Genomic DNA, 23,657 nt, shown 5'->3' with positions numbered 1-23,657 from the left:
GTTCGCCGCTGCGGACTTTACCCGGCAGGTCGGCGATATCTATGGGGAGCGGGTTCAGAACGAGAGTCGGCATGGGCGGCTAGCTTAGCGGATGTCAGCTGCCGCGCCCACCCGTGCGCGGTTAAACCTTGGCGGCAACCTGTGTCGATTTGCTGCGCGGACGCAATTGCGCAGTGGCCATGGCCGAGTCGGTCACGCCGGATTCGGCGCGCATGCCAGCAGCCAGGAACGGCACCATCAGGCGCATCACTTGCTCAATGGAAGTGTTGACGCCGAAATCGGTCTCGGCAATCGCACGCAAGGCCTTGATACCGGACATGCTGAACGCTGCCGCACCCAGCATGAAGTGCACGCGCCAGAACAGCTCGATCGGTGGAATGCGTGGCGCGGCTTCGTTGACCAGCATCATGTAGCGACGGAATACCTTGCCGTACATGTCTTCCAGATAACGACGCAGGTGACCCTGGCTCTGACTGAACGCCAGCCCCAGCAAACGCATGAAAATAGAGAGATCGTTGCCGCTGCGTGGCTGTACCACCAGGGCTTGCTCGACGAGGATTTCGAGCAGTTCTTCAAGTGTCGGCTTGTTCTCGGGCTTGGCCTGACGCCGCTCCAGCTCTTTATCAAGGCTTAAACAGAACGGCCCGAGAAAACGCGAGAAGACGGCTTGAATCAGCGCCTTCTTCGACCCGAAGTGATAGTTCACCGCCGCCAGATTGACACCGGCCTTGCTGGTGATCAGACGCAACGAGGTTTCTGCGAAACCTTTTTCCGCGAACAACTGCTCGGCAGCATCAAGAATGCGTTCAACGGTTTCCGACTGGGCCATGGCTACTCCGCCTGACAAACACTTGTTTGAAACATACGTTTCAGTCCAGGCCTTGTCAAGTCTGGCGGTTCGTTTTGGGAATGGCCGGTCAGCTATTTAACCATACAACGACGACGCTTTAATCAGCCGGCTGATCGACCGTCTGGCGGCCGGTAAAAAAAGGGGCATTGCCAAGTCGCTTTCACTGTATATAATCCCAGTCACTGTATAAAAAGACAGAGCGATCAATATGCTAAAGCTGACGCCACGCCAAGCCGAGATTCTGGCCTTCATCAAACGCTGCCTGGAAGACAACGGCTACCCGCCGACCCGCGCGGAAATCGCTCAGGAACTGGGTTTCAAGTCGCCCAACGCAGCGGAAGAACACCTCAAGGCGCTGGCTCGCAAGGGTGCGATCGAGATGACGCCGGGCGCATCCCGCGGCATCCGCATCCCTGGTTTCGAAGCCAAGGCCGACGAATCCACCCTGCCCATCATTGGCCGAGTGGCTGCCGGTGCACCGATCCTTGCCCAGCAGCACATCGAAGAATCCTGCAACATCAACCCTGCCTTTTTCCATCCTCGCGCTGACTATTTACTGCGCGTTCATGGCATGAGCATGAAGGACGTGGGCATTTTCGACGGCGACCTGCTGGCTGTCCATACCACCCGTGAGGCCCGCAACGGCCAGATCGTGGTGGCGCGGATCGGCGACGAAGTAACGGTCAAACGCTTCAAGCGTGATGGCAGCAAAGTCTGGTTGATTGCAGAAAACCCTGAATTCGCCCCTATCGAAGTGAACCTGAAAGATCAGGAACTGGTGATCGAAGGCTTGAGTGTCGGCGTCATTCGCCGCTAAAGGAGGCTTTATGCAGTTCCCACACACATCACAGCAAGCCCAACTGCCGTTGTTCGAGGCGTTCATGGTGCAGCCGATGGCACCGATTCTGAAGGATGTGGTCGAGTCGCCCTGGAGCGCCGAACCTGAAGTTTTCAGTGAGCTGTCATTGCGTGGTGCGGCCGGGAACTGCCTGAACCTTCTGGCACCGATCCTCAGGGAACTGAGCGAGGATCAGGACGCGCGCTGGCTGACATTGATCGCCCCGCCGGCCAGCCTGACACAAACCTGGCTTCGAGACGCCGGCCTGAATCGTGAACGCATTCTGTTGCTGCAACCGCGTGGCACCCAGAGTGCACAACAGCTGACCTGCGAAGCGTTGCGCCTGGGTCGCAGCCACACGGTCGTCAGCTGGCTCAATCCACTGAGCACCACTTCACGGCAACAGTTGATCAGCGCCGCCCGGACCGGGGACGCACAAAGCCTGAACATTCGACTGGGTTAAACGAAGCACGCATTGAACTGCGCGGGGCTTCTCCAAGGATAGAGAAGCCGGTCTGTAGCGGTATCAGGAAAAAGCGACGAACGGGATCAATGAAGGACCCGTGAGCTCTCATCCGTATTGAAATCACCTTCAACCAAGCGGCCAGCCATCTGAACGCCGACGCTCAACATCGCCTTGGCGACTTCCACGTGTTGGCCCTGCAGGAACGCTTTGGCATCCTCAGAGAAATCCAAAGTAACCAGAGAACCCTCGTCCTCAGCCCTGCGCAGCTCGATTCGGCCGTCTGGTAACTCGACAATTTCTAGAAAGGACGTTGGCATAAAGGTCTGTTCTCCACGAAAGGCGGCGATTATATAGGCATCGGACAGGCTTCGCTCAGGATCTTGACCAGATGCCATTACGAAGAGACATTTCTCACAGCACTCATCCCTGAAACGGACAGCCCGTCGGACCCTCCGTTAAACACTCAATCCTTCAGCACTCGTTCAACCCTTCGCGAAAACGAATCGCCAGGCCTTTCAGATTCTGACGCCAGCTCTCCAACTCCTCCCGACTCAGCTCTTCCGGCGAATCTTCTTCATCCAGATTAACGGCCAGGATCAGCGGCTGCGTCACGTCGCCCTTGGGTTTGTGCGGTGCACGCGGCGGCTGGAACAACGCAGCATGAGCCGACAGCAGCTTGGCCAGCCAGGTTTCCGGGTTTTGCGCCAACTCGACCATCTCGGCCATTTCGGGAATGGCAATGGCTTCCAGCACTTCCCGAGTCAGCAACATCTCCGCCCGAGGCGCATTCGCCTGAGGCAAGCGATAGAAACCGGCAATTTCATGGCACAGCCCCAGCAACGCACCGTACAAGTGAAACAACGCCGATTCGCGCCCGGCCTGAATCAGCGCCAGGGAGTTCATCGCCCGCCCCTCTTCTGCCTTGGCAAGCGCTTCCAGCGACAGGCCGGCGAAATAAATCTTCTGATTGGTACGGGTATAGAGTTCGTGGGCCATGACGGCAGCCTCCACAACGAAATAATTGCTTCACGCAGGTCAGACAGTGTCGTGGATCACCCAAGCACACCGCAAGCCCCAAACAAAAAGGCCGCATGAAAACCCGAGGGTTGTCATGCGGCCTTTTATGTACAGCGCCGTTTAAGCTTTGGCTGCCGGGCGCTTGTCTTCAACCGTCCACTTGCCGCCGTCGTAATACGCTTTCCAGCCAGTCGGTTTACCGTCGACTTCCGTCTGCACGTACTGCTCTTTGGTCTTGCGGCTGTAACGGATTACGGCAGGGAGACCGTCCGGGTCCTTTTTCGGCGCTTCACAGAGGAAGTGGTACTTCGGATCGATCTCATCCTTGTGCGGGATGATTTCCATGACCAGCGGCGCACGGGTCTCGCGGTTTTTCGGGAACTGGCTGGCGGCCAGGAACAGGCCGGAAGCCCCGTCGCGCAGGATGTAGGTGTCGTTGACCTTTTCGCATTTCAGCTCAGGCATCTTCACCGGATCCATCTTCGGCGGTGCAGCATCGCCGCTTTTCAGCAGTTTGCGGGTGTTCTTGCACGTTGCGTTGGTGCAACCGAAGAACTTGCCGAAACGGCCAGTCTTGAGCTGCATCTCGCTGCCACACTTGTCGCATTCCAGGCTCGGACCTTCGTAGCCCTTGATGCGATAGGTGCCCTCTTCGATTTCGTAGCCGTCGCAATCCGGGTTGTTGCCGCAGATGTGCAGCTTGCGCTTCTCGTCGAGCAGGTAAGCGTCCATCGCCGTGCTGCAGATCGGGCAACGATGCTTGCCACGCAGCACCAGCGATTCCGATTCACCCTCGTCGTCCGCGGCGATTTCATCACCCGGCACCAGGTTGACGGTGGCCTTGCAGCGCTCTTTCGGCGGCAGGCTGTAACCCGAGCAACCGAGGAACACGCCGGTCGATGCGGTACGGATCTGCATCGGACGGCCACAGGTCAGGCACGGAATGTCGGTCATCACCGGCTGGTTGGCACGCATGCCGCTTTCCGGGCTTTCGGCCACTTCGAGCTTCTTCTTGAAGTCGCCGTAGAACTCGTCCAGCACGTTTTTCCAGTCTCGCTCGCCCTGGGCCACATCATCGAGATTCTCTTCCATACCGGCGGTGAAGCCGTAGTCCATGAGATTGGAGAAGCTCTCGGACAGGCGCTCGGTGACGATGTCACCCATCTTTTCCGAGTAGAAACGACGGTTGTGCAGCGCTACATAGCCGCGGTCCTGGATGGTCGAAATGATCGCCGCGTAGGTCGAAGGACGACCGATACCGCGTTTTTCCATTTCTTTCACCAGGCTCGCTTCCGAGTAACGCGCCGGCGGCTTGGTGAAGTGCTGGGTCGGATCAAGCTTGATCAGCTTCATCGCGTCGCCCTGGGCCATGTCCGGCAGTACGTCGTCATCGCCAGGCTTGGCAATTTGCGGCATGACGCGGGTGTAACCGTCGAACTTCAGGATACGGCCCTTGGCGCGCAGCTCGAAATCGCCGGCACCGACAGTGACCGTGGTCGACAGGTATTGCGCCGGCAGCATCTGGCAGGCGAGGAACTGGCGCCAGATCAGCTCGTAAAGCCGCTCTGCATCACGCTCCATGCCCGACAGCTTGCTTGGCTCGGTGTTGGCGTCAGACGGACGAATCGCTTCGTGAGCCTCTTGTGCGCCTTCCTTGCTGCTGTAGACGTTCGGGGTTTCCGGCAGGTACTTCTTGCCGAATTCGCCTTCAATATACGTACGCGCCATCGTCACGGCATCGGCCGAGAGGTTGGTGGAGTCGGTACGCATATAAGTGATGTAGCCGGCTTCGTACAAGCGCTGGGCCATCATCATGGTTTTCTTCACGCCGAAGCCCAGGCGGTTGCTCGCAGCCTGCTGCAGGGTGGACGTGATGAACGGTGCCGACGGCTTGCTGCTGGTCGGTTTGTCTTCGCGCTTGACGATGCTGTAGCTGGAAGCCTTGAGCTTCTCCAGCGCAGCCATGGCCTGGGCTTCGTTCAGCGGCTTGAACGCTTCGCCCTTCTCGCGAGCGACGTCGAAACGCACGGTAGCGCCCTTGGCGGTGCCGAGGTCAGCGTGGACTTCCCAGTACTCTTCCGGGATGAACGCGCGGATTTCACGCTCACGCTCCACCACCAGCTTTACGGCAACCGATTGCACGCGACCGGCGGACAGGCCACGGGCGATCTTGGCCCACAGTAGCGGCGAAACCATGTAACCCACCACGCGGTCGAGGAAACGACGCGCCTGCTGGGCGTTGACACGATCGATGTCCAGCTCGCCTGGTTTGGAGAAGGCTTCCTGAATCGCTTTCTTGGTGATTTCGTTGAACACCACGCGCTTGTAGCGGCTGTCGTCACCACCGATGGCTTCGCGCAGGTGCCAGGCAATGGCTTCCCCCTCGCGATCCAAGTCGGTTGCGAGATAGATGGTGTCAGCATCCTTGGCGAGCCGGCGCAGCTCTTCGATAACCTTTTCCTTGCCCGGGAGGATCTCGTACTTGGCTTTCCAGCCATGATCGGGATCGACACCCATGCGCGAGACCAGCTGCTTGCGCGCTTTCTCTTTAGGCGAGAGCACCGGACCTTCACCCGCAGCGGCCTTGCCACGCTTGGCGGCTGGCTCTTTGCTGGCGCTAGCCGAACCGCTGGTGGGCAGGTCTCGGATATGGCCGATACTCGACTTCACCACGTATTGGTTACCCAGATACTTGTTGATGGTCTTGGCCTTAGCCGGGGATTCCACAATGACCAGCGATTTGCCCATGGATCAGAAAATTCCTGAATTCTAGAAGTGAAAGGCGGTTGGCGCCTGACGCGGCACCGCTATATATAGTGGCTACAAGGTGAGGTCAAGCGCAGGGTTCTGCGCGCTCTCAGCTTATGGCTTGGTAAAAAGGCTCGGTTCGGCTTGCACCAAAGCAAAGCGTGGCACCTGTTCACCGTCAACCTCGACCGACTCCAGGAACATGCTCAAGGGGCGCACCCAAAAGCCGTAATCGCCATACAGGGCTTGGTAGAAGACCACTTCTTCTTCCGTTTCCGAATGCCGCGCAATACTGAATACGCGGTACTGCGGACCTTTGTAATGTTGGTAGAGCCCAGGTTGTATCGGCATGGTTTGGCCCTCACTCAAATTTTTTCAAAATAAAAACAAAATAAATCCGGAAAAACAAAAACCGGGGCACTTGGCCCCGGCTTCCGTCAACGGAACGCTTAAACGCGTTCGAAGACGGTGGAGATGCCTTGGCCGAGACCAATGCACATGGTGGCTACCCCGAAGGTGCCGCCATTTTGCTTCATCACGTTCAGCAAAGTGCCGGAGATACGCGCACCGGAGCAACCGAACGGGTGACCCAGGGCGATCGCGCCGCCGTGCAGGTTAACCTTCTCGTTCATCTTGTCGAGCACTTTCAGATCTTTCAGCACTGGCAGGGCCTGTGCGGCGAAAGCTTCGTTGAGCTCGAAGAAGTCGATATCGTTGATGCCAAGGCCCGCGCGCTTCAGTGCTTTCTGTGTTGCCGGTACTGGACCATAGCCCATGATTGCCGGATCCACACCTGCCACTGCCATCGAACGAATCACCGCCAGAGGCTGGATACCCAGATCCTGTGCACGCTGCGCCGACATCACGATCATGCACGAAGCACCATCGGTGATTTGCGACGAAGTACCGGCTGTCACGGTGCCACCCTTCGGGTTAAACGCTGGCTTCAACGCAGCCAGGCTTTCCAGGGTAGTTTCCGGACGAATGGTTTCGTCGTAGTCGAACAGTTTCAGGAAACCGTTCTCGTCGTAGCCCTGCATCGGGATGATTTCGTCTTTGAACTTGCCTTCCACAGTCGCCTTGTGGGCGAGCTGGTGGGAGCGCACGCCGAAAGCGTCCTGCTGTTCGCGAGTGATGCCGTGCATTTTGCCCAGCATTTCAGCGGTCAGGCCCATCATGCCCGAGGCTTTCGCCGCGTACAGCGACATGTGCGGGTTCGGATCGACACCGTGCATCATGCTCACGTGGCCCATATGCTCGACGCCGCCGACGACGAATACGTCACCGTTGCCGGTCATGATCGCTTGCGCAGCAGTGTGCAGAGCGCTCATCGACGAGCCGCACAGGCGGCTGACGGTCTGGCCGGCAGCGGTGTGCGGGATCTGAGTCATCAGCGACGCCATGCGAGCGATGTTCCAGCCCTGCTCCAGGGTCTGGTTCACACAGCCCCAGATCACGTCTTCGACTTCGTTCGGGTCGACCTTGACGTTGCGTTCCAGCAATTTGCTGATCAGGTGTGCCGACATATCTTCAGCACGGGTGTTGCGGTGCATGCCGCCCTTGGAGCGGCCCATCGGAGTACGACCGAAGTCGACAATCACGACGTCTCTTGGATTCAAGCTCATAAAATTTCACTCTCGCTCAAAAGTTGGGACGCTTAACCGAAGAACCGTTGGCCGGTTTTGGCCATTTCACGCAGTTTTGCGGTCGGGTGGTACAGCGCGCCCAAATCAGCGTACTGGTCAGCCAGGGCAACGAACTCGGCAACACCGATCGAATCGATGTAGCGCAGCGCACCGCCACGGAATGGAGGGAAACCAATACCGTAGACCAGACCCATGTCGGCTTCGGCAGCGGTTTCGACGATGCCGTCTTCCAGGCAACGCACGGTTTCCAGGCACAGCGGGATCATCATCCAGTTGATGATGTCTTCGTCAGTCACTTCGCGCTGTTCAAAGACGATTGGCTTGAGCACTTCCAGTACCGACGGGTCGGCGACTTTCTTCTGCTTGCCCTTCTTGTCGGTCTCGTAGGCGTAGAAGCCCTTGCCATTCTTCTGGCCCAGGCGCTTGGCTTCGTAGAGCACGTCGACAGCCGAACGGCGGTCGTCTTTCATGCGGTCCGGGAAGCCTTCAGCCATAACGTCGCGACCGTGGTGGCCGGTGTCGATGCCGACCACGTCCATCAGGTACGCCGGGCCCATCGGCCAGCCGAATTTTTCCATGACCTTGTCGATACGGACGAAGTCCACACCGGCGCTGACCAGTTTGGCGAAGCCGCCGAAGTACGGGAACAGGACGCGGTTGACCAGGAAGCCCGGGCAGTCGTTGACGACGATCGGGTTCTTGCCCATTTTCTTGGCGTAGGCAACGGTAGTGGCAACGGCCAGCTCGCTGGACTTCTCGCCACGAATCACTTCAACCAGCGGCATCATGTGCACCGGGTTGAAGAAGTGCATGCCGACGAAGTTTTCCGGACGCTTGAGGGCTTTGGCCAGCAAGGTGATGGAAATGGTCGAGGTGTTGGACGCGAGGATGGTGTCCTCTTTGACCTTGTCTTCCACTTCAGCCAGCACAGCCTGCTTGACCTTAGGGTTCTCGACGACCGCTTCAACCACCAGGTCAACGTGACCGAAGTCGCCGTAGGACAGGGTCGGGCGAATGCCGTTGAGCACTTCGGCCATTTTCGCCGCGGTCATGCGACCTTTATCAACGCGACCGACCAGCAGCTTGGCGGCTTCAGCCAGGCCTTGCTCGATGCCGTGTTCGTTGATGTCTTTCATCAGGATCGGCGTGCCTTTGGAGGCCGACTGATAAGCGATACCGCCACCCATGATGCCGGCGCCCAATACGGCAGCCTGCTTCACGTCTTTGGCGATTTCGTCGTAGGCCTTGGCCTTTTTCTTCAGTTCCTGGTCGTTCAGGAACAGACCGATCAAGCTCTGCGCGGCAGAGGTCTTGGCCAGTTTGACGAAACCGGCGGCTTCGACTTCCAGCGCTTTGTCGCGACCGAAGTTCGCGGCTTTCTGGATGGTCTTGATCGCTTCGACCGGTGCCGGGTAGTTCGGGCCAGCCTGGCCTGCCACGAAACCTTTGGCGGTTTCGAAAGCCATCATTTGTTCGATGGCGTTCAGCTTCAGCTTTTCCAGCTTCGGCTGACGCTTGGCCTTGTAGTCGAACTCGCCGGAGATGGCGCGTTTGATCAGTTCCAGAGCGGCTTCCTGCAGTTTCCCTGGCTCAACCACTGCATCGACTGCGCCGACTTTCAGCGCGTCTTCAGCACGGTTTTCCTTACCGGCGGCAATCCACTCGATGGCGTTGTCGGCACCGATCAGGCGCGGCAGGCGTACAGTGCCGCCAAAACCTGGGTAGATGCCCAGTTTGACTTCCGGCAGACCGATCTTGGCCGTGACGGACATGACGCGGTAGTCCGCCGCCAGGCACATTTCCAGACCGCCACCCAGGGCGATGCCGTTGATCGCGGCGACAGTCGGGACGTTGAGGTCTTCGAAATCGCTGAAAATCTTGTTGGCTTCGAGGTTGCCAGCGACAAGCTCTGCATCCGGCAGCTTGAAGTTCTCGACAAATTCGGTGATGTCGGCGCCGACGATGAACACGTCCTTGCCGCTGCTGACGATCACACCCTTGATCGAAGCATCTGCCTTGATGGTGTCTACGGCCTGACGCAGCTCGTTCAGGGTTAGACGGTTGAACTTGTTGACGGACTCACCCTTGAGGTCGAATTTCAATTCGACGATGCCACTTTCAAGAGCCTTAACCGTGATGGCTTTACCTTCGTAAATCATCAACTGATCTCCACGATATGGAAGCTGAACAGTACACGTCGGAAGCAGGCGAATGGCTTGGCAGTGACGTTTATCGTCGATGCTACGCCAATCCACCCGGCACACCCGCCAACGCGATAGTCGGGATTCTGTAGGAGCGATCTGAAATACAAACGCTCAATTCATACGCCCGTTTGATTTGGGTACGTCACCTTCACGGAATTTCCGACAATTGTCAATCGCCCAAAACACGGGTTGAAACGCGACTTTCCGGTCATTTCCGTAACACGAAGACCTGCAACACCCGGCTGCATGTGAGGCCATTCATAGAATCAATAGTTAGAAAAGTCGCCCTAATTCACGGCAGCCTTTGTTTAACGGGCTACGCTGGGCGGGAGGTTGAGGAAAAAATATGAACGCGTCGGCGAATGCCCGGCGTAAGATCAGCGCACAGCGAATTACCGGCCTGCCTGGCCAACTCCAGCCCGATGTTGAATGTCGGGCTTTTTATTGCCTGGACAATCGTAGGAGCGAGGCTTGCCCGCGAAAGCGGTGTGTCAGGTTGGACGCCTTCGCGGGCAAGTCGGATCGCCACACCGCTCGCTCCTACAGGGGATCGAGAGTCAGGCGAGGGCTTTGAGGGTTGCATCGATTTGTTGCAAAACTGTCGCTTCGCCCTTCTCGCCCCAGTACAACGTGATCATCTGCTTGTCCGCTTCGACCTTGTAGACGTTGGCCGGCAACTTTTCGAAATGAATCAACAACGCCGGATCCTCGCAGACCTCCTGCCACTGATTCACCCAAACGCCCGGCGACTTTTGCCAGTAACTCCAGCACGCAGGCTGATTGCCGCGACGCGGTCGATGGTACTGCGCGCAAGGGCTCGGCGGTTCCTGGCTCAGCCAGTGCGGCCACTCCTGAGGCGCCAGCTGCATGGCCAGCCCGATACGCCGCGCCTCCATGCGCAGGGCCATGCGCCCGCTCTGCCCACGGGACGGACGCAACCACGCCAGCGGACTGAGAACCACCAACAGGATTGACACCACTATCCAGACCGTCATATCTGTACTCCCGATTCTTGATGAGCGCTTTGAGTCACTTTGAAAACACTGCGCTTGAAACCAGCCATACTTACCAATATTGCAATCCTCAGGAGGAGCACCTCATGCCCTACAACCACATTCTGGTCGCTGTAGACCTGACCGAAGAGTGCGACCCTGTCATCCACCGAGCTCGCGAACTGTCGGTGAGCAACGGCGCGAAACTGTCCCTGGTGCACATTGTCGAACCGATGGCCATGGCCTTTGGCGGCGACGTGCCGATGGACCTTTCCCAGTTGCAGCAGCAACAGTTCGATCAGGCCAAGGAACGTCTTGACCGGTTGATCGTGAAGTACCCGGAACTCTCCAAAGAGTACAGCCACCTGACCTACGGCCAGCCACGCCAGGAGATTCATCACCTGGCCAAAGAGCAGACCTGCGACCTGATCGTGGTGGGCAGCCATGGCCGGCATGGCCTGGCATTGCTGCTGGGCTCCACCGCCAATGACGTACTGCACGGCGCACCTTGCGACGTACTTGCCGTGCGCCTGCAAAACAAAAGCTGATAACCGATCCTTGTAGGAGCCGGCTTGCTGGCGATCACGGCGCATCAGTCGACATCAATGCCAGCTGACAAACCGCGATCGCCAGCAAGCCGGCTCCTACAAGGGATCGCATATGAAAAGCCCGGCGTTCATCACTGAGCGCCGGGCTTTTTTATTGCAGGATCAATCAGGCATCCAGCTCGGCCCAACGCTCGACCATCACGTCGAGCTCAGCCTGCAACTGCTCCAACTGAGCGATCACCGCGGCCGTCTCGGCAGCAGGACGCTGATAGAAGCCAGCATCGGCCATCTGGGCCTCAACGACGGCGATCTGCTGCTCCATGGCTTCGATCTGGCTCGGCAACATTTCCAGCTCACGCTGCAACTTGTAGCTGAGTTTCTTCTTGGCCACCGGCGCTTCGACCGCCGCCGCAACCGGTGCAGGCTCAGCCGTCACGACCGCCGACGTCAGGTCAGCCTTGCCGGACTTGCTCTCGGTCACGCCCAGCAGGCGCGGCGAACCGCCCTGACGCAGCCAGTCCTGATAACCACCGACGTATTCGCGAACCTTGCCTTCACCTTCGAAGACCAGCGTGCTGGTGACCACGTTGTCGAGGAATGCCCGGTCGTGACTGACCATCAGCACGGTGCCATTGAAGGTCAGCAGGACCTCTTCCAGCAGTTCGAGAGTTTCCACGTCGAGGTCGTTGGTCGGTTCGTCGAGGACCAGCAGGTTGGCCGGTTTGCTGAACAGTTTCGCCAGCAACAGACGCGCACGCTCACCACCTGACAGCGCCTTGACCGGCGTGCGGGCACGCTGCGGGCTGAACAGGAAGTCGCCGAGATAACTCAGCACGTGACGGCTCTGACCATCGATGTCGATGAAGTCGCGACCTTCGGCCACGTTGTCGATCACGGTCTTTTCCAGGTCCAGCTGATGGCGCAACTGGTCGAAGTACGCCACGTCGATGCGCGTGCCCTCTTCCACTTTACCGCTGGTCGGTTGCAGACCGCTGAGCATCAGCTTCAGCAGCGTGGTCTTGCCGGTACCGTTGGCGCCGAGCAGGCCGATACGGTCGCCGCGCGTCAGGACCATCGAGAAATCCTTGATCAGGAACGGGCCGCCCGGATGCGCGAAACTCACGTTCTCGAGGACCATCACCTGCTTGCCGGACTTGTCAGCGGTATCCAGCTGAATGTTGGCCTTGCCGGTGCGTTCACGACGCTCGCTACGTTCAACGCGCAATGCTTTCAGGGCGCGGACGCGGCCTTCATTACGGGTGCGACGGGCCTTGATGCCCTGGCGGATCCAGACTTCTTCCTGGGCCAGTTTCTTGTCGAACAACGCGTTGGCGGTGGCCTCGGCGGCCAGTTCGGCTTCTTTGTGCACGAGGAAACTGGCGTAGTCGCCATTCCAGTCGATCAGGCCGCCGCGATCCAGTTCAAGAATGCGGGTCGCGAGGTTTTGCAGGAAGGAACGGTCGTGCGTGATGAACAGCACGGCGCCCTGGAAATCCTTCAGCGCTTCTTCGAGCCAGGCAATCGCACCGATGTCCAGGTGGTTGGTTGGTTCGTCGAGCAGCAGCAGATCGGGCTCGGACACCAGCGCCTGCGCCAGCAGGACGCGACGACGCCAGCCGCCGGACAATTCGGCGAGGGTCTTGTCGGCCGGCAGTTGCAGGCGGCTGAGGGTGCTGTCGACCAGGGTTTGCAAACGCCAGCCGTCGCGGGCTTCAAGGTCGTGCTGGACGTGCATCAGCTTGTCCAGGTCGGCGTCGGTGACGATGTTCTGGCTCAGGTGGTGATACTCGGCAAGCAGCGCACCGACACCGTCCAGGCCTTCAGCCACTACGTCGAACACGGTCCGCTCGTCGGCTACCGGCAATTCTTGCGGCAATTCGCCAATCTTGAGGCCGGGTGCGCGCCACACGGAGCCGTCGTCAGGCTTCTGGTCGCCCTTGACGAGCTTCATCATGCTGGACTTGCCAGTGCCGTTGCGGCCGATGATGCACACCCGCTCACCACGGGCGATCTGCCAGGACACCTTGTCCAACAACGGCATAGCGCCGAAAGCAAGGGACACATCGCTGAATTTGAGCAGGGTCATGAGCTTCTCCAAAAACCGGGCGCGCATTCTACCTGACTTGAGGCTTCAGAAGGCCGGCAATTTCACCTTCGGGGCACTCTGCATGACAAATGTTGCGAACTGATGCTGACAGGCCCGCAAAGCTTTCGCCGGTTGCTGGCAAAAGGCTAAGCTACAGATTATTCAGTGCGGGCATGCCTCGCACTTGTCATGATTTCTCTGCCCGGACGTCTCATGCGCAGTCGCCTTTTCAGTTTTTTATCCTGCTTTCTTCTCTCTGCCGCTGCCGTTCAAACTGCCCAGGCGGTGGACCTGTCCACCCAACGCCAGTATTACGATGAAGCCAAGCGCGCCCTGGCCAAGGGTGATACCGGCCCGTACTTCCGTTATAGCAAGGCGCTCAGCGACTACCCGTTGGAGCCGTACCTGGCCTATGACGAACTGACCGCACGCCTGAAAACGGCGAGCAACGCCGAGATCGAAAAATTCCTCGCCGAACACGGTGACTTGCCGCAAGCCAACTGGATGAAATTGCGCTGGTTGCGCTGGCTGGCCGATCGCGGCGAATGGGCGACTTTCGTCAAGTACTACGATCCCAAGCTGAATTTCACCGAGCTGGACTGCCTGAACGCGCAGTACCAGATCGGGCACAACCTGAAATCCGAAGGCTACGCCAACGCCAACAAGCTCTGGCTGACCGGCAAATCCCTGCCTGCGGCGTGCGACGGCTTGTTCGGAGTCTGGGCTGCCGAAGGCCAACTGACCGAACAGAAACGCTGGGAACGTACCAAGCTTGCCGCCCAAGCGCGCAACTATCCGCTGGCCAACAGCCTGGTCAACGGCCTGACCACCCTCGCCCCTCGCGGCCGTTTGCTGGTGGACGTGGCGCAGAAACCCGAACTGCTCAACCAGCCGTCGCGCTTCACACCGGCCGACGAACCGATGTCCGACATTGTCAGCCTCGGCCTGCGCCGCCTGGCCAAGCAAGACCCGGACAAGGCCATGGCGTTGCTCGACGGTTACGCCAGCAGCATGCATTTCTCCCGTGACGAAAAAGTCGCGATCGCCCGGGAAATCGGCCTGACCCTCGCTCGCCGTTTCGACAGTCGCGCGCTGGACGTGATGACCAAGTACGACCCGGAATTGCGTGACAACACCGTGTCCGAGTGGCGCTTGCGCCTGCTGCTGCGCCTGGCCCGCTGGGACGATGCCTATCAGTTGACCCGCCGTTTGCCCCAGGACCTGGCGACCACCAACCGCTGGCGTTACTGGCAGGCCCGCAGCCTGGAACTGGCGCAACCGCAAAATCCGGAGGCGCAGACGCTGTACAAAGGCCTCGCTCGCGAACGTGACTTCTACGGTTTCCTCGCTGCCGACCGTTCGCAGTTGCCTTACTCGCTGAACAACAAGCCGCTGGTATTGAGCCAGGCGCTGATCAACAAGGTTCGCAACACGCCGGGCGTGCGTCGCGCCCTGGAATTCCATGCGCGCGGGCAGATCGTCGATGGGCGTCGCGAGTGGTATCACGTCAGCCGCCACTTCAACCGTGACGAAATGGTCGCCCAGGCCAAACTGGCCTACGACCTGAAATGGTATTTCCCGGCGATCCGCACCATCAGTCAGGCGCAGTATTGGGACGATCTGGACATCCGCTTCCCGATGGCCCACCGCGAAACCCTCGTGCGTGAAGCCAAGGTTCGCGGCCTGCATTCGAGCTGGGTATTCGCCATTACCCGCCAGGAAAGCGCGTTCATGGCCGACGCCCGCTCAGGCGTAGGCGCCAGCGGCCTGATGCAACTGATGCCGGGCACCGCCAAGGAAACCGCACGCAAGTTCAGCATCCCATTGGCCTCGCCACAGCAGGTGTTCGATCCGGACAAGAACATCCAGCTCGGCGCCGCGTACCTCAGCCAGGTGCACAGCCAGTTCAACGGCAACCGCGTCCTCGCCTCCGCCGCCTACAACGCCGGCCCGGGGCGCGTGCGTCAGTGGCTGCGCGGTGCGGATCACCTGAGCTTCGACGTCTGGGTGGAAAGCATCCCGTTCGATGAAACCCGCCAGTACGTGCAAAACGTGCTGTCGTACTCGGTGATCTACGGCCAGAAGCTCAACTCGCCACAGCCGTTGGTGGATTGGCATGAGCGGTATTTTGATGATCAATAAGCCTGTCTGAGGCGAAAACGAAAATGCCCGCATTGAGAAATGCGGGCATTTTTTATGGCGCATCTACCTGGATCTGCACCGTGCAGCAACAAGCTCGCCCTGCGCGGTCAAGCGGTAGCGTTGCACCGGGCTACGGGGGGAATCAGGATCAGTCATCTCAATCAAGCCTTCTACCAATGCAGGCTTGAGGTAGTTGGCCCGAAATGTCGCCTTGTGAGCCAATCCGAGCTCGGCCATCAGATCGTTAACCTTCACAGGAGCGCTTCCGCAAAGAGCACGAAGCAGTTTCGCTACTTGGTCGGTTACTTGGTCGGCTACTTGGTCGGTTACCGGCTCGGTTCTAACCGCCTCATCAAGCGCAATGCTCAACGCTTGCAGCATGAACTCGACAAAAGGCGTCGATTCGGCCATTTGGTCGGCTGCCGATAACGCCGCGTAATAAGCATCCTGCTGCTCTCGAATCACCGCTTCGACCGGCAGATAAGCCAACACCGGGCGCCACCGACTGAGAATCAATGTCTGCCAAAGACGACCCATACGTCCATTGCCGTCGGCGAAGGGATGGATGAACTCGAATTCATAGTGGAAGACACAACTGATAATCAACGGATGCCAATCAGAATCGCCGAGCCACGCCAGCAAATCATCCATCAAATGCGTAATGCGGCTCGGTGGCGGTGCCATATGAACCAATTTCTCGCCACGGTAAATGCCCACACCGGCTCGGCGAAACTGCCCACAGTCGTCAATCAAGCCGCCCATCAGTAACTCATGCGCCCGAAGCAGATCAACACGACTACTCGGCTGCCAATCCGGCATGGCTTCGTAAGCCGTGAAGGCATTACGCACCTCCTGGATTTCCCGAGGCAATCCCAGCACTCGCTGCCCTGCCAGAACAGCAGTCACCTGCTCGATGCTCAGGGTATTGTTCTCGATCGCCAATGAAGCCTGAATCGTGCGAATCCGATTACCCCGCCGCAGTTGAGGCGCCTGCCGTCGATCATCCACAGCCGAAAGCTGACCGATCCGCTCACTGATTTCGGCAATCAACGTGAGCATCTTAGTGGTCAGGGTCAACGGTGGTTGATAACGGCTCATATCCTCATCCATGCTCGCACTGAGCTCGACATAATGCCCGAACCCGGCAGTATTCAGCAGCGTTCATTCATGCCGCTTCATGCCCGTCGTTGAACTGCAACGCCGCCAACCGCGCATACAGCGCATTGCTCGCAATCAGCTCTTGGTGCGTGCCCACCGCCACCAGTTTCCCCTGATCCATTACCGCAATCCGGTCGGCGTTTTTAACCGTGGCCAGACGATGAGCGATGACCAGGGTGGTGCGGTTTTTCATCAGGCTGGGCAGGGCTTGCTGGATCAGGTGTTCGCTTTGGGCGTCGAGGGCGCTGGTGGCTTCGTCGAGCAGCAGGATGGGTGCGTCCACCAGCAGTGCTCGGGCGATGGCCAGGCGTTGGCGCTGGCCGCCGGACAAACCGAGGCCTGCATCACCCAAATGAGTCTGATAACCGTGGGGCATGGCCTCGATAAAGTCATGGGCGTAGGCGATTTTCGCCGCTTCCTGAACCTGTTCCAGCGTCGCTGTCGGGTTACCGTAGCGGATGTTCTCTTCAATGCTGCCGAAGAACAGCGCCGGGCTTTGTGAAACCAGCGCGAAGCAACGGCGCAAGTCCAATGGATCGAGTTGGGTCAGTGGCACGCCGTCGAGCAGGATGCGCCCTTCGGCGGGATCGTAAAAACGTAGCAGCAGGTCGTACACCGTCGATTTGCCAGCACCGGACGGCCCGACCAGCGCGAGGGTTTCGCCCGCCTTGATGGTCAGATTCAAGCCATCGACGGCGTAGCTTTCCGGGCGCGACGGGTAGGAAAAACGCACGTCCTGCAGAACGAGATTGCCCGTCACCCGCTCGGGCAACGTCACCAGGCCGGCCGCCGGTGGCTGGATGATGTTTTCCGAGCGCAGCAATTCGGCAATCCGCTCGGCGGCCCCGGCGGCGCGCTGCAACTCACCAATGACTTCACTCAACGTGCCAAATGCACTGCCGACAATCAGGCTGTAGAAGACGAACGCCGCCAGTTCCCCCGCTGAAATCCGCCCGGCCATCACGTCCATGCCGCCCACCCAGAGCATCACTCCGACCGCCCCCAACACCAGCACGATCACCAGGGTGATCAGCCAGGCCCGCTGAAAAATCCGTTTGCGTGCCGTGTTGAACGCCTCTTCCACGGTCACGGCAAAACGCTGTTCGTCCTGGGTCTGGTGGTTGTAGGCCTGCACGGTTTTGATCTGGCCCAGGGTTTCGGAAACATAACTGCCGATATCGGCAATCCGGTCCTGACTCAGGCGCGACAGGCTGCGCACCCGGCGACCGAAAATCAGGATCGGAGCAATCACCAGCGGCAAAGCCACAACGACGATGCTGGTGAGTTTCGGATTGGTGATAAACAGCAACACAATCCCGCCGATCACCATCAGCAGATTGCGCAGGAACAGGGACAGCGATGAACCGATCACCGATTGCAGCAGCGTGGTATCGGCGGTCAACCGCGACTGGATTTCGGAGCTGCGGTTGTCTTCATAAAACCCGGGATGCAGATAAACCAGATGATTGAACACCTGACGGCGGATGTCGGCGACCACACGCTCACCGATCCACGACACCAGGTAGAAACGCGCGAAGGTGCCAATCGCCAGGCCTATCACCAGCAACATGAACAAACCAATCGTCTGGTTGAGCAGGTGCGGGGACTGGGTCATGAACCCCTGGTCCACAAGCAGGCGAATCCCCTGCCCCATGGACAAGGTAATGCCGGCCGTGACGACCAGTGCGAGCAAGGCGCCGAAGGCCTGCCAACGATAGGGCGCGAGAAAAAGGCTGGTCAGGCGAATCGCGCGGCGGTGACGGGCAGAGAGCATCGGGTTCATCCAGTTACGCATTGATAGGGCCAGCATGACGGCTCAATGGGGTTGAACGCTGTAAATCACAATGAGTCAGGTTAATTATGACCGCGATGACCAGTTCCTAGACGCTATTGGTCTAAAGTCCGGGTGGCAACGTCTGGGTATTTCTGGTGGACTGGTGTTGCCGCTCTGGAAAGATCGCAGGGAGTTGTCATAGCCCGGTCACCTGACGGTTCTACAGTAAGCACACACCTGAAGAGGAGACAGGCCATGTCCTTGCAAAATAGCAGCGATGACAAGATTCAAGTGATCCGCACACAGCCAGATCAGTCTCTGGGTTGCTCAATCATTGACGAAAAAGGCCGCGAAGTACCGATCACTGAGGGCATGATCCAGGACGCTTGCCGCGAACTGGAAAAGCGATTGGTCAAGCCTGCCAAACAAGATTGATATAGCCCCGTCTTCTTGACCCGGCCCTGATGGCCGGGTTTTTTGTGGGTATTGATCCGGAATTGTGGTGTGACCATTCGCGGGCAAGCCTCGCTCCTACAGGGTCCGCGTAATGTCGAAAATGGCGCCGATCCTGTAGGAGCGAGGCTTGCCCGCGAATGGGCCAAGTCGGTTTTCAGACAGCCGATGCCCCCAAAGCCGCCACAATCTTCAGCAACTCAGGCGAATCCCCCTCAATCCGCACCTGCAACCCGTCAATCTCGCGCCGCGATGGATAATTCTTGCGCAGCGCATCAAACGCCGCGCGCTGCTCACTCACACTGCCCACAAGACTGCGGCGGAAATCCGCGTCGTCGCGGCGCGGGTCGTACACGCCACGGCACAACATCGCCAGCGCCCAGGCAGGATCGCTCTCAGCGTTCAAGGTCACCTGCGACAACCACGGTGCCGGCAGCAAATCGCTCAAGCGGACCTGCGCCGGTTGCTCGAGAAAATCGCAGTACGCCTGGTAGATCTGCGCCGTCCCGCGTTGCTTGCCGTCGAGGCTGTAACCGGCAATGTGCGGCGTGGCCAGCACGCAGAGCTCGGCCAGTGCCACATCGACCTCAGGCTCGCCCTCCCAGACATCCAGCACCGCTTGCAGGTCTTCGCGTTGCAGCAGCACCTCGCACAGGGCGGCGTTGTCCACCACCGGGCCACGGCTGGCATTGATCAGCCAGGCACCGGGCTTGAGCTGGTTCAAACGGTTTTGGTCGAACAAATGCCAAGTCGAACCGGCCCCGTGTTTTTTCAGCGGTGTGTGCAGGCTGATGACATCGCACTGCTCGATGATCTGCTCAAGGCTGACGAAATCGCCTCCTTCAGTGGCTTGCCGTGGCGGATCGCAGACCAGCACGTTCCAGCCCAGCCCTTGCAGAACCTTGACCAACCGCCCGCCCACTTCGCCGGCACCGACCACCCCATACGTGCGCCGGGTGAGATCGGTGCCTTCGATTTCGGCGAGGGTCAGCAAACTGCCCAGCACGTAGTCGACCACGCCACGGGCATTGCAGCCGGGAGCGCTGGACCAGGTGATGCCGGCCTGCTGAAAGTAATCGAGGTCGAGGTGATCGGTGCCGATGGTGCAGGTACCGACGAAGCGCACCTTGCTGCCTTCGAGCAACCCGCGATTGACGTTGGTCACCGAGCGCACCAGTAGCACATCGGCCTGCTCGACGGTGGCGCGGTCGATTGAACGTCCCGGCACCCGGCGGATTTCGCCGAAACCTTCGAAGAAGGCATCGAGCAGCGGAATATTTTCGTCGGCAACAATCAGCATGGCAGGCTCCTTTGGCGGATCGGCAGTGTAGGCGCAGATAGTCACAATGAGCCAGCGAGCTTTGTTCACAAATCACTGTGTGGGAGCGGGCTTGCTCGCGAAAGCGGTGTGTCAATCAGTACAGCATTGCCTGACACACCGCTTTCGCGAGCAAGCCCGCTCCCACAGGTTTACCTGCACCTTCGGTCACGCTTACAAATGGGTAACACAGGACTTTTCCTGACCGTTGCGTCAACGCGTAGAATGCGCCGCCTCGCGCATCAAAACCTTTTGGACGTTTTGCCCTTGAATTCCGTGACTGACCGCCCCGCCGCCATTTCCCTCAATCGCCCCGCCCGGGTTCGCCTCGAGCTGAAGAACCTGCTCGGCCTGGCGTTGCCGATCATGATCGCGCAACTGGCCACCACGGCGATGGGCTTCGTCGATGCGGTCATGGCCGGTCGCGTCGGGCCACGGGATCTGGCGGCGGTGGCGTTGGGCAACTCGATCTGGGTCCCTGTGTTTCTGTTGATGACCGGTACGCTGCTGGCCACCACGCCAAAAGTCGCCCAGCGCTTTGGTGCCGGCACCCACAGCGAGATCGGCCCGATCGTGCGCCAGGCGTTGTGGCTGGCGCTGGTGGTGGGCGTGATGGCGACCGGCATGCTGTTCAGCGCCGAACCGATTTTGCACCTGATGAAGGTCGATCCCGAGCTGATCGGCCCGTGCATGCAATACCTGCACGGCATCGCCAGCGGGCTGCCCGCCGTCGCGCTCTACCATGTGTTGCGCTGTTTCAGTGACGGCCTGGGACGCACGCGCCCGGCGATGGTCCTGGGTTTGTGCGGGCTCGCGCTGAACATTCCGCTGAACTATGTCTTCATTTATGGCCACTTCGGTGTACCCGCCATGGGCGGCGTCGGTTGTGGCTGGGCCACGGCGATTGTGATGTGGGTGATGGCGCTGGGCATGGCCGGCTGGGAACGCTGGGCGCCGGCGTATCAGTCGAGCCAATTGTTCAGCCGTTTCGACTGGCCACAATGGGCGGTGATCAAACGCCTGCTGAGCATCGGCTTGCCGATCGGCATCGCGGTGTTTGCCGAATCGAGCATCTTCGCGGTGATTGCCCTGCTGATCGGCAGCCTCGGCGCCACGGTGGTGGCCGGGCATCAGATTGCCCTGAATGTCAGCTCGCTGGTGTTCATGATCCCTTACTCCCTGGGCATGGCCGTGACCGTACGCGTCGGTCAGGCACTGGGACGTGAAGAGCCGCGCGAAGCGCGTTTTGCGGCGGGTGTCGGCATGGGCACCGCGCTGGCCTACGCCTGCCTGTCGGCGAGCATGATGTTGCTGATGCGCGAGCACATCGCTGCGATCTACACCGCAGACCCGACGGTGATCCATATCGCGGCGATGCTGATTGTGTACTCGGCGCTGTTCCAGTTTTCCGACGCCATCCAGGTGACAGCGGCCGGCGCCCTGCGCGGTTTTCAGGACACTCGGGTGACGATGATCCTCACCCTGTTCGCCTATTGGGGCATCGGTTTGCCGGTGGGTTACGCCCTCGGCCTGACCGACTGGTTCGGCGAACCCCGTGGCCCGAGCGGGCTGTGGCAGGGTTTGATCGTCGGCCTGAGCTGCGCCGCCCTGATGCTGTCGATTCGCCTGACGCGCAGTGCACGCAAGCGGATCCGCATGAGCCATTCGATGGGTTGACCGCACAAAAAAGGCCTGCAAATGCAGGCCTTTTTTTCGAATCGATTAATCCGATTTCTTGCGAATCCAGTACAGGTAAGTGCCGGCCTCTTCATGCTGCGCGATCAGCTCGTGGTCGAGGAACACGCAGAACTTGGGAATGTCGCGACGGGTCGACGGGTCGGTGGCGATCACCTTGAGCAGGCCGCCGGGCGCCAGGTCACGGATGTGCTGGTGCAGCATCATCACCGGTTCCGGGCAGTTGAGGCCGGTGGCGTCGAGGGTGCCGTCTACCGGCGTATCAAGCATTTCACTCATGATTCACTCCTGAAACTGGCCGGCATTGTCGCGCATTGCCGGGTGTTCGGTCATCTGTCGTCTATCGCCCCGCCCCTGTAGGAGCAAGGCTTGCCCGCGAAGCTTTTAGCGTCTTCAAAATCCCCTTCGCGGGCAAGCCTCGCTCCTACAGGGGTTGCGGCGTGATTCAACGGGACTTGGGTTTCTTCACGTCCAGGCGGCGCAGGTGGCACGTCACTTCTTCGCGGTCGTGATACAGCTGCTTGCAGCCGATCTCGACGCGAATCCCGCGCTCCTTGAAACCGTCGGCAATGCGCTCCAGCAAGCGTTTCACTTCAGCGTAACGCTGCTTCATCGGCAGCTTGAGGTTGACCACCGCTTCGCGGCAATGCCCTTCGCCAATCCACTCTTCCAGCATCGCCGCGTTGCGTGCCGGTTTCTCGACGATGTCGCAGACCATCCAGTCCACCGGCTGCCGTGGCTTGAAGGTGAAACCGTCGGCCATCAAATGCTGCACCAGACCAGTGTCCATCAGGCTTTCAGCCATCGGGCCGTTGTCGATGGCGGTCACCAGCATGCCACGATTGACCAGTTGCCAGGTCCAGCCACCCGGCGCCGCACCGAGGTCGACGCCGGTCATGTCGCTGTGCAGACGCTCGTCCCACTGATCGCGCGGGATGAAATGGTGCCACGCCTCTTCCAACTTCAACGTCGAACGGCTCGGCGCCTCGCGCGGAAACTTCAGGCGTGGAATGCCCATCGGCCACATGGCCGAGTTGTTCGACTCGGCCAGGCCCATGAACACTTCGCGACCACTCTTGAACGTCAGCAGCAAACGCGGCTTGTTCGCATCTTCCACCAGTTTGCCGGCCGCCATCAGCGCCTTGCGCAGGTGCACTTCGAATTTCTTGCAGAAGTTCGACAACTCTTTGCCGTCGTTGGTGTCGACCATTTCCAGCCACAGGCTGCCGCACAGCGGGAAGTCGGCCATGTGCGCAAGAATCACGCTGATACGGTCGGTTTCCGGCAGGTCGATGAAAATCCCCCGCGCCCATTGGCGCGGGAAGATCAGCTCGGCGAAACGCTGACCGCGCATCAGGCGCTCGGCGCCGTCTTCTTCGGTGCAGATGAATTCGGCGCAGGCGCTGGCGGTTTTTGCCTTGGCATAACCGGCCACGTTCAGCCGTGCGGCGTGTTCGGAAATCTCGGAACAGACTTCGCCTTCGAAGCCCGGCCGGCAATGCATAAAGAGGGTGTTCATTCTTACTCCTGGGCAGTTGGCGAAGAATTCAGCCACTGCGCGATGCCCAGACTTGCGTTGAAGCAAAGCCTGTCACGAAAACCGGCGCATGATAGCCGAGTTCGGAACCTCGGACTTGCCCATAGAGTCCGGTTATTAGCTTTAACGTTCAAACGGGGCTAGGTTGAAAGCTCTGTCCGTCCCCTCAGTCCGTAGCCGTGCGG

At 59.4% G+C, this 23,657-nt stretch carries 20 protein-coding genes; 6 read left to right on the top strand and 14 right to left on the bottom strand.

Translation table 11 applies throughout. The features are described 5' to 3' along the window. Window positions 1-121: 121 nt before the first annotated feature. Window positions 122-829 (bottom strand): TetR/AcrR family transcriptional regulator, encoded by a 708-nt coding sequence (locus tag IB245_RS02210; protein ID WP_192226289.1) that lies wholly within the window; start codon window positions 827-829, stop codon window positions 122-124. Window positions 830-1,058: 229 nt separating this feature from the next. On the opposite strand from IB245_RS02210, the gene lexA reads away from it, so the two are divergent. After that, complete coding sequence (gene lexA / locus IB245_RS02205; RefSeq protein ID WP_007944149.1) at window positions 1,059-1,667, top strand: transcriptional repressor LexA; 609 nt, start codon at window positions 1,059-1,061, stop codon at window positions 1,665-1,667. 10 nt (window positions 1,668-1,677) lie between these two features. Next, complete coding sequence (sulA, locus tag IB245_RS02200; protein WP_192226287.1) at window positions 1,678-2,151, top strand: SOS-induced cell division inhibitor SulA; 474 nt, start codon at window positions 1,678-1,680, stop codon at window positions 2,149-2,151. 86 nt (window positions 2,152-2,237) lie between these two features. Here sulA and IB245_RS02195 read toward each other — a convergent pair whose 3' ends face one another. From IB245_RS02195 to IB245_RS02165, 7 genes are all read right to left on the bottom strand, one after another. Further along, entirely contained in the window at window positions 2,238-2,471 is a 234-nt protein-coding gene (locus IB245_RS02195) for a hypothetical protein (RefSeq protein WP_008028479.1), read from the bottom strand. Between the two features lie 154 nt (window positions 2,472-2,625). Beyond that, entirely contained in the window at window positions 2,626-3,150 is a 525-nt protein-coding gene (locus IB245_RS02190; RefSeq protein ID WP_008028481.1) for a DUF6586 family protein, read from the bottom strand. Window positions 3,151-3,291: 141 nt separating this feature from the next. Next, complete coding sequence (topA, locus tag IB245_RS02185; RefSeq protein ID WP_008037710.1) at window positions 3,292-5,919, bottom strand: type I DNA topoisomerase; 2,628 nt, start codon at window positions 5,917-5,919, stop codon at window positions 3,292-3,294. Between the two features lie 114 nt (window positions 5,920-6,033). Continuing rightward, window positions 6,034-6,270 carry a DUF1653 domain-containing protein gene (locus IB245_RS02180; RefSeq protein WP_008028485.1) on the bottom strand — a complete coding sequence of 79 codons (237 nt, stop codon included), beginning with the start codon at window positions 6,268-6,270 and terminating at the stop codon, window positions 6,034-6,036. A gap of 98 nt (window positions 6,271-6,368) precedes the next feature. After that, window positions 6,369-7,544, bottom strand: a complete 1,176-nt coding sequence (fadA, locus tag IB245_RS02175) for an acetyl-CoA C-acyltransferase FadA (protein ID WP_008028488.1) — start codon at window positions 7,542-7,544, stop codon at window positions 6,369-6,371. 32 nt (window positions 7,545-7,576) lie between these two features. Beyond that, window positions 7,577-9,724: a fatty acid oxidation complex subunit alpha FadB gene (gene fadB, locus IB245_RS02170; RefSeq protein ID WP_008037714.1), complete on the bottom strand. Its 2,148-nt coding sequence runs from the start codon at window positions 9,722-9,724 to the stop codon at window positions 7,577-7,579. Between the two features lie 602 nt (window positions 9,725-10,326). Beyond that, window positions 10,327-10,764 (bottom strand): hypothetical protein, encoded by a 438-nt coding sequence (locus tag IB245_RS02165; protein WP_008028493.1) that lies wholly within the window; start codon window positions 10,762-10,764, stop codon window positions 10,327-10,329. A 104-nt stretch (window positions 10,765-10,868) separates the two neighbouring features. Here IB245_RS02165 and IB245_RS02160 point away from each other — a divergent pair, with 104 nt between their 5' ends. After that, on the top strand, window positions 10,869-11,309 hold the full coding sequence (locus IB245_RS02160; RefSeq protein ID WP_008028495.1) for a universal stress protein: 441 nt from the start codon (window positions 10,869-10,871) through the stop codon (window positions 11,307-11,309). Window positions 11,310-11,475: 166 nt separating this feature from the next. On the opposite strand, the gene IB245_RS02155 is transcribed toward IB245_RS02160, so the two are convergent. Then, window positions 11,476-13,395 carry an ATP-binding cassette domain-containing protein gene (locus IB245_RS02155; RefSeq protein WP_008028498.1) on the bottom strand — a complete coding sequence of 640 codons (1,920 nt, stop codon included), beginning with the start codon at window positions 13,393-13,395 and terminating at the stop codon, window positions 11,476-11,478. Between the two features lie 213 nt (window positions 13,396-13,608). Here IB245_RS02155 and IB245_RS02150 point away from each other — a divergent pair, with 213 nt between their 5' ends. After that, a complete protein-coding gene (locus IB245_RS02150) occupies window positions 13,609-15,537 on the top strand; it encodes a transglycosylase SLT domain-containing protein (RefSeq protein ID WP_192226285.1) in 1,929 nt (642 codons plus the stop codon). 63 nt (window positions 15,538-15,600) lie between these two features. Here the strand turns inward: IB245_RS02150 and IB245_RS02145 are convergent, their stop codons facing one another. Then, window positions 15,601-16,635 carry a Fic family protein gene (locus tag IB245_RS02145; RefSeq protein ID WP_192226283.1) on the bottom strand — a complete coding sequence of 345 codons (1,035 nt, stop codon included), beginning with the start codon at window positions 16,633-16,635 and terminating at the stop codon, window positions 15,601-15,603. A 67-nt stretch (window positions 16,636-16,702) separates the two neighbouring features. Continuing rightward, entirely contained in the window at window positions 16,703-18,478 is a 1,776-nt protein-coding gene (locus tag IB245_RS02140) for an ABC transporter transmembrane domain-containing protein (protein WP_412548034.1), read from the bottom strand. Between the two features lie 246 nt (window positions 18,479-18,724). On the opposite strand from IB245_RS02140, the gene IB245_RS02135 reads away from it, so the two are divergent. After that, window positions 18,725-18,904, top strand: a complete 180-nt coding sequence (locus IB245_RS02135; protein ID WP_008037721.1) for a PA1571 family protein — start codon at window positions 18,725-18,727, stop codon at window positions 18,902-18,904. A gap of 175 nt (window positions 18,905-19,079) precedes the next feature. Here the strand turns inward: IB245_RS02135 and pdxB are convergent, their stop codons facing one another. After that, a complete protein-coding gene (pdxB, locus tag IB245_RS02130; protein WP_192226281.1) occupies window positions 19,080-20,222 on the bottom strand; it encodes a 4-phosphoerythronate dehydrogenase PdxB in 1,143 nt (380 codons plus the stop codon). Window positions 20,223-20,507: 285 nt separating this feature from the next. On the opposite strand from pdxB, the gene IB245_RS02125 reads away from it, so the two are divergent. Beyond that, a complete protein-coding gene (locus tag IB245_RS02125; RefSeq protein ID WP_008037723.1) occupies window positions 20,508-21,917 on the top strand; it encodes an MATE family efflux transporter in 1,410 nt (469 codons plus the stop codon). A 45-nt stretch (window positions 21,918-21,962) separates the two neighbouring features. Here IB245_RS02125 and tusA read toward each other — a convergent pair whose 3' ends face one another. After that, complete coding sequence (gene tusA, locus IB245_RS02120) at window positions 21,963-22,214, bottom strand: sulfurtransferase TusA (RefSeq protein WP_008037724.1); 252 nt, start codon at window positions 22,212-22,214, stop codon at window positions 21,963-21,965. A gap of 166 nt (window positions 22,215-22,380) precedes the next feature. Then, window positions 22,381-23,454, bottom strand: a complete 1,074-nt coding sequence (gene rlmM / locus IB245_RS02115; RefSeq protein ID WP_192226279.1) for a 23S rRNA (cytidine(2498)-2'-O)-methyltransferase RlmM — start codon at window positions 23,452-23,454, stop codon at window positions 22,381-22,383. Window positions 23,455-23,657: the final 203 nt, after the last annotated feature.

Origin of the sequence: Pseudomonas sp. PDM02, from assembly GCF_014852285.1 — a bacterium.
In the GTDB taxonomy this organism is placed as follows: domain Bacteria; phylum Pseudomonadota; class Gammaproteobacteria; order Pseudomonadales; family Pseudomonadaceae; genus Aquipseudomonas; species Aquipseudomonas migulae.
This window is presented reverse-complemented; position numbering and strand designations above follow the sequence as displayed.